Here is a 15,055-nt window from a genome sequence, read left to right as displayed (position 1 = left end):
CCCACCCCGCGAGGAACCCATGACGACCACCGTCATCCCCGGCGCCACCGCGCTGGACCGGCACCGCGAGCGCAACACCGACCAGGCCGCCCTGGAGGCGATCCGCAGCCGGATCGCCGAGGCCGGCGTCCAGTACCTCTACTACCAGGCGGTCACCATCACCGGCCGGGTGGTGGGCAAGGTTGTCCCCGCCCACCATCTGGCGCGCAACGCCGAACGCGGCATCCAGCTGCACCGCACCGCCGTCTCCGACCTCCAGACCGACCGGGCGGGCACCCTGCTCGGCGGCGGCGCCGAGGCGGCCGAGTTCACCGCCCTGCCCGACCTGGACACCTTCGCCGTCCTCCCCTGGGACCGCTCCACCGGCCGCCTCTTCTGCCGGCTGTACGAGCCCGACCACCGCCCGGAGGTCGGCGGGCAGCCGCTCGCCACCGATGTGCGCGGCAACCTGCTGCGGCTGCACGCCGACTTCACCGCCCGCACCGGCCTGGAGCTGCGCAGCGGCTGCGAGCCCGAGATGACCTGGAGCGGCCCCGGTCTGGACGCCCGCTTCCGCCCCGGCTCCAGCCCCGCCTACCACGTGGACCACCTGGAGCGATACCGCCCGATCTACCAGAAGGTGATCTCCTACGCCCGGGCGCTGGGCCTGGACATGATCGAGGGCGACTACGAGGACCCCGGTCAGCTGGAACTCAACTGGATGTACGACCATGCCGACCTCACCGCCGACCGGCTGATCGTCTACCGGCAGATCTGCCGTCAGGTCGCCCGTGAACTCGGCGTCACCGCAAGCTTCATGCCCAAGCCCGCCACCGGCATGATGGGCAACGGCTGCCACCACAACCTCTCGCTCTGGCGCGGCGGTGCGAACGTCCTCGCCGACCCCGGCGTCACCGAGCTGCACCTCACCGAGACCGGTCGGCACGCCCTCGGCGGCATCCTCAGCCACGCCGCCGGCTCCATGGCGGTGATGGGCTCCACCGTCAACTCCTACAAGCGGTACTGGGACTCCGGCCAGTTCGCCCCCTCGCGGATCAACTGGGGCATGGACAACAAGACCTGCACCGTGCGGCTCTCCGCCAACGGCCGGCTGGAGTTCAAGCTGCCCGACGCCATGGTCAACCCGTATCTCTCGCACGCCGTGCTGCTCGCCGCCATCGAGGACGGCCTGACCCACGGCATCGACCCCGGCCCGGCGCAGCGCGGCTCCAGCTACGACGGTGAGGCCCTCTTCGACCGGCTGCCGCTGACCCTGGGCGAGGCGCTGGACGCCTTCGAGGCCGACCCGGTGGTCAAGGAGGCCCTGGGCGCGGAGCTGGTCGAGCTGTACGGCGCCTTCAAGCGGGACGAGTGGGCCCGCTTCTGCGGCACCGTCACCGACTGGGAGCACCTGATGTACGCGGAGGAGGCCCCGTGACCGCGCCGCTCCGCCTGGCCTGCATCGACTCCGAGGCCCCGCCGCTCTTCCACCTCGCCGACCCGGACGGCGTCCGGCGGGGCTATGAACCGGCCGTCGCCGAGCTGCTCGCCGCCGAACTGGGCCGCCCGCTGGAGTGGGTCTGCCTGCCCTGGGCGGAGATGATCCCGGCGGTGCGGCGCGGGGAGGCGGACGCCGTGCTCTGCGGGCAGGGCGTCACCCCGGCCCGGTCCGCGCTGGTGGACTTCACCCGCCCGTACGCCGTCTTCCATGAGTCGGTGCTGGTGCGGCGCGGCGATCCGGTACGCGGCCCGGAGGAGCTGCGCGGGCGGCGGGTGGCGGCCATCGCCGGGTCCACCAACCTGGCGCTGGCCGAGACCTTCGACGGCGCGGTGACCGTGCCGTTCGGCGGCGGCTCCGACGATGTCTTCGGCGAGATGCTGGCGGCGCTGCGGGCCGGGGAGGTGGACGCGGTGGTCGATGACGACGTGGTCTTCGTGCCGCTGGACGACCATCCCGACTTCGCGCTCGCCTTCACGGTCCGTACCGGCAACCGCTGGGCGCTGGGGGTGGCCAAGGAGCACCCCGGGCGGCTGGCCGAGCTGGACGGCGCGCTCGGCCGGATCACCGCCGACGGGCGGCTGGCCGAGGCGTGGGCGCGCTGGCTGCCCGCGCTGGAGTATCCGTTCGGCGGCCCCTTCGGCGGCTCCTCCAGCGGCCCCTTCGGCGGCGGGGCGGGGGTGTGAGGGTGCGTCCGACGATCCTGGTGGTGGGCCGCCGCGCGGCCTCCGTCTCCGGGCTGCGGTTCAGCGCCACGGTCGCCGCCGAGGCGGTCTGCGAGGCGGTGTTCGCGGCGGGCGGCGAACCGCTGGTGCTGCACGGCGCCGACCGCAGCGCCCTGCCGGAGCTGCCCCGGCGGCTGGCCGGCTTCGCCGGGGTGGTGCTGCCGGGCGGCTCCGACCTGGACCCCGACCACTACGGGCAGGCCCGGGGCCCGGAGACCGAGCCGGACCACCCGGAGCAGGACGCGCTGGACCTCGCGGTGGCCCGCGCCGTCCTGGCCCTCGCACTGCCGACGCTGGCGATCTGCCGGGGCCTCCAGGTGGTCAACGCGGTCTGCGGCGGCACCCTGGTCCAGCATCTGCCGCCCGGCCCGGTGGAGCACCTGGGCACGCTGCACCCGGTCACGGCGGTGCCCGGCAGCCGGCTGCACACGCTGCTCGGCGCGGCGTCCTTCCCGGTCTCCTCCTACCACCACCAGGCGGTCGACCGGCTGGGCGACGGCCTGGTGGTGTCGGCCCGGTCCGCCGACGGCTGCGTGGAGGCCGTGGAGCACACCGCGGCGGACCTGCTCGCCGTGCAGTGGCACCCGGAGGACCTGGCCGGCAGCTCCCGGCAGGACGCCGCGCTCTTCGGCGACCTGGTCGACCGCGCCCAGGCCCGAGAAGCCCACGGTCGCAAGGCCCAGGCCCGAGAGTCCCAGACCCGAAAGGAGGTCGCCATATGACCGCGACCCCGGACCCCGTCACCGCCCTGGCCCGGCGCGAGGAGCTGGAGAAGCGCTTCGCCGCCCTCACCCCGGCCACCCGGCTGCATATCGGCGGGCAGCAGCTGGACGCCGCCGACGGCGCCGTCTTCGACCGGGTCTCGCCGCGCGACGGCCGGGTGGTCGCCCGGGTCGCCGCCGGCGGCGCCGAGGATGTCGACCGGGCCGTGGCGAGCGCCCGGCGGGCCTTCGACAGCGGACGCTGGTCGGGGCTCCACCCCCGGCGGCGGCGTGCCGTACTGCAACGGCTGGCCCGGCTGGTGGAGGAGCACGCCGAGGAGCTGGCGCTGCTGGAGAGCGTCGACATGGGCAAGCCGTACACCGACGCGCTCGCCGTGGACCTGCGGGTGACCGTGCAGGCCCTGGACTTCTACGCCGAGGCGGCGGACAAGCGGTACGACGAGGTGGCACCCACCGGCCCCGACACCCTGGCCACCATCACCCGTGAGCCACTGGGCGTCGTCGGCGCGGTGGTGCCATGGAACTTCCCGCTGATGATGGCGGTCTGGAAGGTCGCGCCGGCGCTCGCCGCAGGCAATGCGGTGGTCCTCAAGCCGGCCGAGCAGTCGCCGCTGACCGCGCTCCGGTTCGCCGCGCTGGCCACCGAGGCGGGCGTACCCGACGGCATCCTCAATGTGGTGCCCGGCTTCGGCCCGACCGCCGGCGCCGCCCTGGGCCGCCACCCGGATGTGGACGCCCTCACCTTCACCGGCTCCGGCGAGGTCGGCAGGCTCTTCATGGGCTACTCCGCCGAGTCCAACCTCAAGCAGGTCTCCCTGGAGCTGGGCGGCAAGTCGCCGCAGGTGGTCCTGGAGGATGCGCCGGACCTCGCGGTGGTGGCGCGGGCCGTCGCCGGCGGAATCTTCTTCAACCAGGGCGAGGTCTGCTCGGCCGGGTCCCGGCTGCTGGTCCACCGGTCCGTCAGGGACGAGCTGCTGGAGCTGGTGGTGGAGGCGGCCCGCCAGACCGTGGTCGGCGACCCGCTGGACCCGCGTACCCAGGTGGGCGCGCTGGTGGAGGAGAAGCACCTGGAACGGGTTCTCGGCCATGTGCGCGGCGCGGTCGAGGACGGCGCCCGGACGGTGCTGGGCGGCAACCAGGTGCTGGCCGAGACCGGCGGCTGCTATCTGGAGCCGACCGTCTTCGACCAGGTCGACCCGGGGATGCGGATCGCCCGGCAGGAGGTCTTCGGGCCGGTGCTCTCGGTGATCGGCTTCGAGGACGCCGAGGAGGCGGTACGGATCGCCAACGGCACCGACTACGGCCTGGCCGCCGCCGTCTGGACCCGGGACCTCTCCACCGCCCACCGGATGTCCCGGGCGATCCGGGCCGGAACCGTCTGGGTCAACTGCTTCGACGAGAGCGACATCACGGTGCCGTTCGGCGGCTATGCCCAGTCCGGCTTCGGCCGCGACAAGTCGCTGCATGCGCTGGAGAAGTACACCCAGCTCAAGACCACCTGGATCAAGCTGTGAGCCCCCGCCCGACGGTGCACCGGCACGAGGTGGAGCCGCCCGGCCCCGCCCCGGTCGGCGGCCCGCGCATCGCGGTGCTGGTCTCGCTGAACTTCCCCGACCTCACCGAGCCCGTGGCCGACCTGGTGCGGCGCTTCACCGGTACCGCCCTGGCCACCCTGCGCGAGCTGGGCGCCGACCACCGGCTGGTCGACACCTCGGCGGACGCCCTGGGCGACCCCGCCGAGGCGGCCGACCTGGACGGGCTGCTGGTGCTCGGCGGCGGCGATGTGGACGGGGCGCTGTACGGCGTGACCGGGCCGGTGCCGCACTCCTACGGCGTCGACCGGCGGGCCGACGACCACACCCTGGCCGCGATCCGGGCGGCCGTTGCGGCGGGTCGGCCGGTGCTGGGCATCTGCCGGGGCCACCAGCTGGTCAATGTCGCCCACGGAGGCACCCTGATCCCCGACCTGGAGGACCACCGGCTGCACCGGGGCGGCCCGGGGCAGCCGATGTTCCTGGACGAGAAGGTCACCGTCACCCCGGGGACCCGGGTCGCGGACCTCGCCGGGGAGCTGCGGCTCACGGTGCGGTCCGGGCACCACCAGGCCGTGGACCGGGTGGGCGGCGGCCTGGTGGTGGCGGCCCGCGCGGACGACGGCGTGGTGGAGGCGGTCGAGCACCCGGAGCGATGGGTGGTCGGCGTGCAGTGGCACCCGGAGGACCCGGACGGCGCCGACGCCCACCGGCGGCGCCTCTTCGCGGGCTTTGTCGCCGCCTGCGCCCGGCCCGCCTGACCTGCCCGCCTGACCTGCCCGGCCCGGAGGTGTTCCCGTTGGGGAACACCTCCGGGCCGGGCGCTGTTGCCCCGTAGGTACTGACGGCGCCTCACGCAGCAGGGGAGCAGCGATGGCACTCAGGCAGGACATCGGCCGGTTCGGGCTCTGGAGCGCGGAGCTGCGCTCCGACGACCCGGCGCTCGGGGGCGAGATCGGCGAGGCGGCGGCCGAACTGGAGGAGCTGGGCTACGGCGCCCTGTGGGTGGGCGGCAGCAGCAGCGTGGAGCACGCGGCCCGGCTGGTCAGGGCCACCTCCCGGATCACCGTCGCCAATGGCATCCTCTCCATCTGGCAGCACGACGCCCCCACGGTCGCCCGCCAGTTCGCGGAGCTCGACCAGGAGCGCCCCGGCCGGTTCGTGCTGGGCCTGGGCGCCAGCCACGCCAAGCTCGCCGAGGCGTACCACCGCCCGTACTCGGCGATGCGCGACTACCTCGATGCGCTGGACGCGGCGCCCACCCCCGTCCCGGCCGAGCGGCGGGTACTGGCCGCGCTGGGCCCCCGGATGCTCGCGCTCTCCGGCGAGCGCGCGGCCGGGGCCCACCCGTACCTGGTCACCGCCGAGTACACCGCCCAGGCCCGGCAGGAGCTGGGGCCGGAACCGCTGCTCGCGCCGGACCTCAAGGTGGTACTGGAGAGCGACCGGGACCGGGCCCTGGGCATCGCCCGCGGCTTCCTCGCCCGCTACCTGGCGCTGCCCAACTACACGGCCAACCTGGAGCGGCTGGGCTTCACCGAGGACGACTTCCGCGACGGCGGCAGCGACCGCCTGGTCGACGCGGTCTTCGCCTGGGGCGACGCCGACGCCATACGGAGGCGGGTGGACGAGTTCCACGCCGCCGGGGCGGACCATGTCGCCCTCCAGGTGGTCGACGGCGGAGGACACACCGCGCTGCCCCGGGCCGGGTGGCGGCGGCTGGCCGAGATCCTGGACCTGGCCTCCGCCTGACCCCCACGCCCCGCCGCTCACCCGATCCGGCAGCCCGCCGCATCCGGCGCGTCCGTCGCGTCCGCCACGTCCGTCGCGTCCGCCAGGACGGTGATGCACTCCGGGCCGGTGGCCGGGTGGACCGCCTCCTCCAGGGCGGCGGCGCGGCGGGCGGCGTCCTGCTCCGCGCCGTGCCGCACCGCCGCGTGCACGGCGCGGGCCAGCCGGGCGCCCCAGAGCGAGCGGGGGCCGCCGAACGGCACCGGCTGCTCCCCCGCCGCAGGGGCCCGGGCGGCGATGCAGACGGCATCCGAGGGGGTGCCCGAGCAGTCGTACCCAGCGTCGAGCAGCGCCTGCACCTTGGCCTCGGTGGCCGTCGCCAGCGCATTGACCAGGGCGGCGTCGGAGAGCGGGGCCGGGACGGCGGCGACGATGTTGATGGTGCCGGGCGGTAGCGCCCCGGGGGCGCCCGGCGCCTCGGAGGCGGCCCAGCACGCCACCCCGATCCCGGTGGTCACCAGCGCCGACACCCCCTGGTCATGGGCGCGGGTGCAGGCGTCGACCGGCGCGGCGGTCATCAGCCCCACCCCGGGACCGGCCAGGCCGGCGGACCGGGCGAGGTCGGCCAGGTGGCGCTGCGGGTCCATCCGGTCATAGCCGGGCCGCACCTGGGCGTTGACCACCCAGCCGCGCGGCCCGAGGCCGCCGCCCAGCACCGCGCTGCTGATCATCCGCCACCCCGGACCGGCCCGCCAGACCAGCAGATGCCGACAGGCCCCGTCCTCCACCCGCGCCAGCCGCTCCACCCGCAACCCGCCCCCGGCAGCCGCCACAGGCCGGGCCTCCTCCACCGTCACCACCCCCGGCCCCACCCATCTGTCACACGCTCGCCTCCGGACATGCGCCGAAGCCTAGGCCGTACCCGGCAACCCTCCCCCGGCAGCCGCCGCAGGCCAGGCCCCCTCCACCGTCACCACCCCCGGCCCCCACCCGCGTCCCACCCATCGGCCGCGCACTCACCTCCGGACATGCACCGAATCCCATGCCGCGACCCGCAACCCTCCCCCGGCAGCCGCCGCAGGCCCCCACCCGCACCCCACCCATCGGCAGCACACCCGCCTCCGGACATACGCCGAAGCCTAGGACCGCCCCCCGCCGCCCGGGTCAGGCCGAGCTGTCCCGCGCCGGCATGCTGCTGCGGGCGGGACCGTCGCGGTCGGCCAGGGCGGTGCCGAGGCCGAGCGGCCTGGCCAACCCGAGGATGCCCTCGTCCATCCGCTGGAGGTGGCGCAGTACCCGCAGCGCCACCGTGCCCTGGACGGGCTCCCCGAGCAGCGCGGCCACATCCGGGCCGGTCTCCAGCGTGGTGCCCCGCTCGGGCTTGGCGATCCAGCGGATCAGGGTCCGCAGGTTGCGGTCGATCCGGCCGGCCGCCTCGGCGAGGCGCGGGTCGCCGGGCATGGGCTGGGAGTCGGGGATCTGCTCGGCGGTGGCGGCCAGGCTGCGGGCGTGGTAGGCGCAGGTCTCCAGCAGGCCCATCACATGGCGGGCGTTGCGTCGGCGGGCTCGCAGCGGGCTGATCGGGTGGGTGAGCGGCTTGACCGCGCGGCGCAGGCCGTCGAGGGCGGTGTCCAGGTCGCGCGCCCTGGTGAGCAGGCCGCTGTCGGAAAGGTCGGCGGCGGGGGCGCCGCTGAGCCGCGCCACGGCGGCGGAGACCACGTCGTCCAGGCGTTGCAGCACCTGGCGCAGTTGCTCGTCGGTCCGTCGGCCCGTGTCGACGGGCAGCACCAGCACGGCGGCGATCAGGCCGCAGGCGGCTCCCAGCGCCGTCTCCTCGATCCGCAGCACCAGCACGGCCGTGCTGAAGGTGTGCAGCAGGGTGTAGAGCAGGCCGAGCATCATGGTCACGAAGAAGGACATCAGCGTGTACGACAGCGGCGCGGTGAAGGACATGCCGAAGATGCAGACGATCACCAGCGCGAAGGCCAGCCAGGGGTCGCCGCCGACCACGACGGCCAGGGCCAGTCCGGCGACCACGCCGACGATGGTGCCGATCAGCCGCCGGTAGCCCTTGATCAGGATCTCGCCGGTGGAGGCGGTGTTGATGAAGACCACCCAGCAGGTGAGCACCGCCCAGTACCAGCGCTGCGGCGAGAGCAGTTCGCCGCCCAGGATGGCCAGCCCCGACCCGGTGGCCACCTGGAAGGCGGCCCGGGTGGCGGGGCTGATGCCGGTGGGCGTGGCGCGGTCCTCGTCCTCCTCCTCCGCGGCGAGGCTGACGTCCTCGGCCTCCAGTTCCTCGCGGGAGCGTGCGGTCTCGGGGCTGTCGTCGGCCGAGTCGCGGTCCTGGTCGAGGGCCAGGTGCAGGCCCAGCATGGCGCGGGCGAGTTCGCCGACGCCCCGGAAGGCGTCCTGGACGGCGGGCGAGGCGTCCGGCAGCCGGCCGTCGCCCCGGTACCCCAGCAGCCGGTTGCGGACGACGGCGTAGCCGGTGCCGCGCCGCTGCTCCGCGGTGAGGTCGATCAGCAGGCGCAGCGCGCGCAGTTCCCGTTCCAGGGTGCGCAGGGCGGCCACGTCGGGCCCGGTGGCCTCCGGGCCGGGGGACGTGCCGGGGGACGTGCCCGGGGCGGGGAGGTGGCCGGGGAGGTGCAGGGTGAGGGTGTAGTCGGCGTCCTGTCCGGCCGGTTCAAGGGCCCGCAGCAGCAGGATGCCCAGGCGTTCGGTGGCGATCTCGGCCTCGGCCACCCGGCGCTGGACGAGTGCGGCGGTACGGGCGTCGGGGGTGCCCGCCTCCAGTCGGCTCTGGATCATCAGCGCGCACTCGTGCAGCCGGGCGGTGCTGCGGTGCAGGTCGGCAACGGCCCGGTCGGGGAGCGGCGCCGAGAGTCCCGGCGCTGCCACCTCCGCCAGGACGTCCAGGACCCTCCCCAGGCGTACCCGGAAGGCACGTTGCAGGCGTTCCAGGGTCCGCTCGGGGTCGGTCCGCAGGATGCCGAACCGGACCAGCGCCCCACCGGCGAAGGCGACCGCCACCGCCCCGCAGAGCTGCGGCAGCATCCCCGGGCCCGCCTGGACGAACTGGGAGACGAAGAAGAGCTGGAAGGCGATCATCCCCAGGGCTGTGCCGCGCTTCCCGAACCGGCGGATGTACACAGCCCCGAAGATCAGCACGATGAAGACCAGGTCGGCGATCACCCGGTGGGAGACCAGGAGCGCGGCGAGGACCACCGACAGCAGCGCGGCGGGCAGTCCCAGCGCATGGGTCACCGCCTGGTCCCGCAGCCGGGGTTCGGTGATGGCGAAGGAGGACGCCATGGCGGCGACGGCGCCGACCACCAGCAGGGTGACCGGCGCGTGCAGGGCCGCCAGCACCGCCAGCGTCACGACGATCCCGCCGACCGTGTCGGACGCGGAGAGCAGCCTGATCAGCCCCGGGTCGGAGGCCGTGAAGCGGTCCCACATCCCTGCCGTGGCCTGCCGTACCCGTCCCATGCCCGCGACCACGCTCCCGGAGTCCGATGACCTGGCCTGCCCATTGTCGGCCAGGTGGCGGTCCGCTCTCCTTACGGCGCGGCCGGTCCGCTGCCCGCCCGGTCGATCCGGGCGGGCAGCCCCTCGGGGTACTGCCGTCACCGGCTCCCCGGTCCTCGGAGGCAGGCGGTCACTCGGGCACCTGCGGGGACTGCCGGGCCAGCAGGGCCGCGTGGGTGGGCGCGTCGGCGGTCTGCGCGGACCGACCGGCGGCGAACTCCTTGCGCAGTACCGGGACGACCTCCTCGCCCAGCAGGTCGAGCTGCTCCAGCACGGTCTTCAGCGGCAGTCCGGCGTGGTCCATCAGGAAGAGCTGGCGCTGGTAGTCGCCGAAGGAGTCGCGGAAGGTCAGGGTCTTGTCGATGACCTGCTGCGGGCTGCCCACGGTGAGCGGGGTCTGCTCGGTGAACTCCTCCAGGGACGGGCCGTGACCGTACACGGGCGCGTTGTCGAAGTACGGACGGAACTCGCGGACCGCGTCCTGCGCGTTGCGGCGCATGAAGACCTGGCCGCCCAGCCCCACGACCGCCTGCTCCGGGCTGCCGTGGCCGTAGTGGGCGTAGCGCTCCCGGTAGAGGCCGATCAGCCGCTTGAAGTGCTCCTTGGGCCAGAAGATGTTGTTGGCGAAGAAGCCGTCGCCGTAGTAGGCGGCCTGCTCGGCGATCTCCGGGGAGCGGATGGAGCCGTGCCAGACGAACGGCGGTACCCCGTCCAGCGGCCTCGGCGTGGAGGTGAAGCCCTGGAGGGGGGTGCGGAAGCGGCCCTGCCAGTCCACCACGTCCTCGCGCCAGAGTCGGTGCAGCAGGGCGTAGTTGTCGATCGCCAGCGGGATGCCCTGCCGGATGTCCTGTCCGAACCACGGGTAGACGGGGCCGGTGTTGCCACGCCCCAGCATCAGGTCGACCCGCCCGTCCGCGAGGTGCTGGAGCATGGCGAAGTCCTCGGCGATCTTCACCGGGTCGTTGGTGGTGATCAGCGTGGTGGAGGTGGAGAGGATGATCCGCTCGGTGCGGGCCGCGATCCAGCCGAGCATGGTCGTCGGCGAGGACGGCACAAACGGCGGATTGTGGTGCTCGCCGGTGGCGAAGACGTCCAGGCCGACTTCCTCCGCCTTGAGCGCGATGGCCGTCATGGCCTTGATCCGCTCATGCTCGGTGGGGGTCCGGCCCGTCGTGGGATCGGGGGTGACGTCACCCACCGTGAAGATCCCGAACTGCATCCCGCTCACCCTCGCTCCTTGATTGACCGTTCAACAACCTGCCCAGCATCCCACCCCGCCCCGGTATTCCCTGCCCCGGGGGACGGTTTCACCGCCGGTCCCCGGGGCACCCGCCCCCGGACCCGCCCTCCACCGGAGCTGCCCATGGAACCGACCCGCCGCCCGGCGGACGGCGCCGTCCTGGTGCTGGACGCCGGCTCCTCCAGCCTGCACCTGACCGTGTACCGCCCCGACGGCACGGTGGCCGCCCGCCACGACACCGACCGGCCGCCCGGCCCGGAGACCGCCGACGAGCTGCGCGCTCTGCTCGCCCGGTCACCGGCCGTCACCGCCGCCGGGCACCGCATCGTCCACGGCGGCCCGCAGCTGCATGCGCACACCCGGGTCGACGACCGGGTACGGGCCGAACTGGCGGAGGCCGCCGACCTGGCCCCGCTGCATCTGCCACCCGCCCTGGCCGTGCTGGACACCGCCCGCCGCCTGCTGCCCGACATCCCCCATGTCGCCTGCTTCGACACCGTCTTCCACACCGGACTGCCGCCCGCCGCCCGCGAGTACGCCGTCCCGGAGACCTGGCGCGCACGGTACGGGGTGCGGCGCTACGGCTTCCACGGCCTGTCGTACAGCTGGGCCCTGGCCCGCACCGCCGAGCTGCTGGGCCGCCCCGCCGCGCGGCTCCGGCTGGTCATGGCCCACCTCGGCGGGGGCTGCTCGGCCACCGCCGTACGGGACGGCCGCAGCGTGGACACCACCATGGGCTTCACCCCGCTGGAGGGCCTGGTGATGAGCCACCGCAGCGGCACCGTCGACCCCGGCGCGCTGACCTGGCTCCAGACCCGCCACGACCTGACCGCCGCCGAACTCGACGACGCCCTCAACCACCGCTCCGGGCTGCTCGCCCTCTCCGGCACCTCCGACGACACCCGCGACCTGGTACGCGCCCGCACCGCCGGCGACCCGCGCGCCGCCCTGGCCCTGGACGTCTTCACCCACCACTGCCGGCGGGGCATCGCCGCCGTGGCCGCCTCGCTGGACCGCCTGGACGCGCTGGTCTTCACCGGCGAGATCGGCGAGGACCAGCCCGAGGTACGCGAGGAGGTCTGCGCCGGCCTCCCCCTGCTGGGCCTGCGCGGCGGCCTCGCCGTACCGTCCCCCGACACCCTGCTGCGCACCGCCGCCGTGGCGGTCTCCGCCGCCGGGGCCGCCGTGCCGGTCGTGGTGGTGCCCACCGGCGAGACCCGGCAGGTGGCCGCCGAGACCCGGGCGGTCCTCCGCCGCCAGGCCGCCCCGGCCTGACCGCCCGACGCGCCTGCCGGGCGCTCCGCCACAATGGCACCCATGTCCCGACGCACCCGGCGCCCCCACCAGTCCGCCTCCCGCACCGCCTCCCGCAACGCACCCGATGGCGCTCCGCGCGACTGCCCCTGCGGGCTGCCCGCCGCCTATGACGCCTGCTGCGGGCGGCTGCACCGGGGCGAGGCCACGGCGGCCACCCCGGAGCAGCTGATGCGGTCCCGGTTCAGCGCCTTCGCCGTCCACGACGACGCCTATCTGCTCCGCAGCTGGCACCCCACCACCCGCCCGCCCGCCATCGGCGCCGACCCCGCCCTGCGCTGGGTCCGCCTGGACATCCTCGGCTCCACCGGCGGCGGCCCCTTCCACACCGAGGGCACCGTGGAGTTCCGCGCCCACTGGGCCGAGCGCGGCCGCACCGGCGAACTCCACGAGCAGAGCCGCTTCGTCCGCCACGACGGCGCCTGGGTCTACCTCGACGGGGTCGTCTCCGACTGACCCGCACGGCGCGTCCCCGGGCGAGGTGGAGGTCCTTGACTCCGCCGGACGCGCCGCCGAGTGGACCAGGCCGTGGCGGACCGAGCTGGAGCGGTGGCGAACGCATGCCGATCCCGATGTCGCCGAGGCAGCGCTCCTGGTCGATTCCCAGGTGCTCTGAGCTGTGTCCGGCCGATGCCGGTGAGTCGGAAGGGGGCGTGGGCGGGGACGGCGGGGGTGCGTGGGGGGAGGGGGCGGACCGGGAGGTAGGGGTGGCCGGGGCGTCGGGCGGGGTCACGGGGAGAGCCGCAGGGCCCCATGGGCGTGGGCCGGGACGGCGGGGGTTCGCGGGGGACAGGGCGGACCGGGAGGTAGGGGTGGCCGGGGGCGGGGCGGGGGTCCGGGTCGCCGTTGTTGGGCCAGAGTGACATCGCTCGCTCGGCCTGGGCGGTGATGGTGAGGGACGGGTTGACGCCGGGGTTGGCCGAGACGGCTGAGCCGTCGACCACGGAGATGCCGGGATGGCCGTGCAGCCGGTGGTACGGGTCGATGACCCCGTGGTCCGGGGAGTCGCCGATCGGGCAGCCGCCCAGGAAGTGGGCGGTCAGCGGGGTGCCGAGGACTTCGCCGAGGTTGGTACCGGGGAAGCCGTTGATCTCGTCGGCGAGCAGCCGGGCCGCCTGGGCGCCTTCCGGGATGTGAACGGGGTTGGGGGCGCCGTGGCCCTGTTCGGCGGTGAGCAGGCCCCGGCCGGGGCGGCGGGTTCTGCGGCGGGTGGTGAGGGAGTTGTCGTGGGTCTGCATGACCAGGCCGATGAGGGTGCGTTCGGACCACCGGCGGGTGGTGGCGGTGCGGGCCACCAGGACGGGGTGGCGCAGGAATTGGAGGGCGGCGGCGAGCAGCCTGGGCAGGCGGCTGTCGGACGGGTACTGGGGCACGCAGAGCAGGGCCATCAGATTGGAGCCCCGGCCGTAGCGGACGGACTCGATATGGGTGGTGCCGTTGGGGTGGATGGAGGAGGTGATGGCGACGCCCCGCGTGAAATCGGGGTCGGCGGCGGCCCGGCCGGGGGTGCGCCGGTAGCGGCGGGGCCAGGTGAGCGCTCCGACGAGCGCTTCGGAGTTGGTACGGGTGAGTTCGCCGAGCCGTGCGGAGAGGTGCGGCAGCCGGCCCTCGTCGCGCATCCGGTGCAGCAGGGTCTGGGTGCCGTAGGTGCCTGCGGCGAGCACGACCCGGTGGCAGCGCAGGACCCGGCGCGGTCCGCTGCGGCGGCGGTCGGTGGGCACGGTGGTGACCTCGAAGCCGCCCCGGCCGTCCTCCTCTACGGCGGTGGCGGTGGTGAGCGGGTGGATCTCGGCCCCGGCCCGCTCGGCGAGGTGGAGGTAGTTCTCGGTGAGGGTGTTCTTGGCTCCGCTCCGGCAGCCGGTCAGGCACTCGCCGCACTCGGTGCAGGCCCGCCGCCGGGGCCCGGCGCCGCCGAAGTACGGGTCGTCCACCTCGGCGCCGGGCTCGGCCCGGGCCGCGCCGTCGGCGTCCCGGCCGTCGCCGAAGAAGACGCCGACCGGCGTGTGGTGGAAGGTGTCGCCCACGCCCATCCGCTCGGCGGCGGCCCTGAGGTGCACATCGGCGGGGGTGGTGGTGGGGTTGGGCCGGACGCCGAGCATCCGCCGGGCCTGGTCGTAGAAGGGGGCCAACTCCCGCTGCCAGTCGGTGATGTGGGCCCACTGGCGGTCCCGGAAGAAGGCGGGCGGCGGCATATAGAGGGTGTTGCCGTAGTTGAGCGAGCCGCCGCCCACTCCGGCCCCGGCCAGCACCATGACCTTGCGCAGCAGGTGGATGCGCTGGATGCCGTAGAGGCCCAGGCGCGGGGCCCAGAGGTAGTTGCGCAGGTCCCAGGAGCTGGTGGGCAGGGTGTCGCGGGTGAAGCGGCGGCCCGCTTCGAGGACGGCGACCCGGTAGCCCTTCTCGGTGAGGCGCAGGGCGGAGACCGCCCCGCCGAAGCCGGAGCCGATGACGACCACGTCGTAGTCGGGGCCGCTCCCGGGCGGATCGGTCATGGCAGCGGGTCCTCCCGGGTCGGCGACGGCAGCGGGCACTCCCCTTCAACGACCGGGCGGGCAACCCGTTCCGCCGGGCGCACTCCGCGTCCACGCACGGGCAGCGGCGGGCCGGTTCACCCGCCCGGCGGAGCCGATACCCACAGATGTTCGACCATGGGTGACCGCATGGGCAAGGCCGCCGACCATGCCCAGCCGTACCGCCCCGGCCAGGCGACGGGCAGCCCGGATGCCCGACCCCCGGGGCGCGGCTAGTCTCCGAACAGGGATTCGCCCCGATATGCCCCTGGT

At 74.7% G+C, this 15,055-nt stretch carries 11 protein-coding genes and 1 pseudogene; 8 read left to right on the top strand and 4 right to left on the bottom strand.

Features of this window, described 5'->3' with window-relative positions; genetic code table 11:
• Positions 1-19 precede the first annotated feature (19 nt).
• The 6 genes from C7M71_RS26195 (at position 20) to C7M71_RS26170 (ending at position 6,208) form a co-directional block, all read left to right on the top strand.
• On the top strand, positions 20-1,417 hold the full coding sequence (locus tag C7M71_RS26195) for a glutamine synthetase family protein (RefSeq protein WP_111493073.1): 1,398 nt from the start codon (positions 20-22) through the stop codon (positions 1,415-1,417).
• Complete coding sequence (locus C7M71_RS26190) at positions 1,414-2,163, top strand: substrate-binding periplasmic protein (RefSeq protein ID WP_111493074.1); 750 nt, start codon at positions 1,414-1,416, stop codon at positions 2,161-2,163. Before C7M71_RS26195 ends, C7M71_RS26190 begins: the two co-directional genes overlap by 4 nt.
• Before the next feature lie 2 nt (positions 2,164-2,165).
• Complete coding sequence (locus C7M71_RS26185) at positions 2,166-2,924, top strand: gamma-glutamyl-gamma-aminobutyrate hydrolase family protein (protein WP_111493075.1); 759 nt, start codon at positions 2,166-2,168, stop codon at positions 2,922-2,924.
• Positions 2,921-4,438, top strand: coding sequence for an aldehyde dehydrogenase (locus C7M71_RS26180; protein ID WP_111493076.1), 1,518 nt, complete (start codon positions 2,921-2,923; stop codon positions 4,436-4,438). Before C7M71_RS26185 ends, C7M71_RS26180 begins: the two co-directional genes overlap by 4 nt.
• On the top strand, positions 4,435-5,217 hold the full coding sequence (locus tag C7M71_RS26175; RefSeq protein ID WP_229758918.1) for a gamma-glutamyl-gamma-aminobutyrate hydrolase family protein: 783 nt from the start codon (positions 4,435-4,437) through the stop codon (positions 5,215-5,217). Before C7M71_RS26180 ends, C7M71_RS26175 begins: the two co-directional genes overlap by 4 nt.
• Positions 5,218-5,329: 112 nt before the next feature.
• Positions 5,330-6,208: an LLM class F420-dependent oxidoreductase gene (locus tag C7M71_RS26170; protein ID WP_111493077.1), complete on the top strand. Its 879-nt coding sequence runs from the start codon at positions 5,330-5,332 to the stop codon at positions 6,206-6,208.
• A 17-nt stretch (positions 6,209-6,225) separates the two neighbouring features.
• On the opposite strand, the gene C7M71_RS26165 is transcribed toward C7M71_RS26170, so the two are convergent.
• From C7M71_RS26165 to C7M71_RS26150, 3 genes are all read right to left on the bottom strand, one after another.
• Positions 6,226-7,038, bottom strand: coding sequence for an adenosylcobinamide amidohydrolase (locus tag C7M71_RS26165; protein ID WP_407676002.1), 813 nt, complete (start codon positions 7,036-7,038; stop codon positions 6,226-6,228).
• Positions 7,039-7,351: 313 nt separating this feature from the next.
• Positions 7,352-9,679, bottom strand: coding sequence for an FUSC family protein (locus tag C7M71_RS26155; RefSeq protein WP_111494169.1), 2,328 nt, complete (start codon positions 9,677-9,679; stop codon positions 7,352-7,354).
• A gap of 169 nt (positions 9,680-9,848) precedes the next feature.
• Positions 9,849-10,937 (bottom strand): LLM class flavin-dependent oxidoreductase, encoded by a 1,089-nt coding sequence (locus C7M71_RS26150; protein ID WP_111494171.1) that lies wholly within the window; start codon positions 10,935-10,937, stop codon positions 9,849-9,851.
• A gap of 144 nt (positions 10,938-11,081) precedes the next feature.
• Between C7M71_RS26150 and C7M71_RS26145 the strand changes: the two genes are divergently transcribed.
• Entirely contained in the window at positions 11,082-12,233 is a 1,152-nt protein-coding gene (locus tag C7M71_RS26145) for an acetate/propionate family kinase (RefSeq protein ID WP_111494173.1), read from the top strand.
• A 42-nt stretch (positions 12,234-12,275) separates the two neighbouring features.
• The gene (locus tag C7M71_RS26140; protein ID WP_111494175.1) at positions 12,276-12,728 is read left to right on the top strand and encodes a YchJ family protein; all 453 of its coding nucleotides are present in this window, start codon (positions 12,276-12,278) and stop codon (positions 12,726-12,728) included.
• 273 nt (positions 12,729-13,001) lie between these two features.
• Here the strand turns inward: C7M71_RS26140 and C7M71_RS26135 are convergent.
• Positions 13,002-14,764: pseudogene (locus C7M71_RS26135) on the bottom strand (GMC oxidoreductase).
• Positions 14,765-15,055: the final 291 nt, after the last annotated feature.

It is taken from the genome of Peterkaempfera bronchialis (assembly GCF_003258605.2).
GTDB classification, from domain to species: Bacteria; Actinomycetota; Actinomycetes; order Streptomycetales; family Streptomycetaceae; genus Peterkaempfera; species Peterkaempfera bronchialis.
Note: the sequence above shows the minus strand (reverse complement) of the source record. Positions and strands in the feature narration are given on the sequence as shown.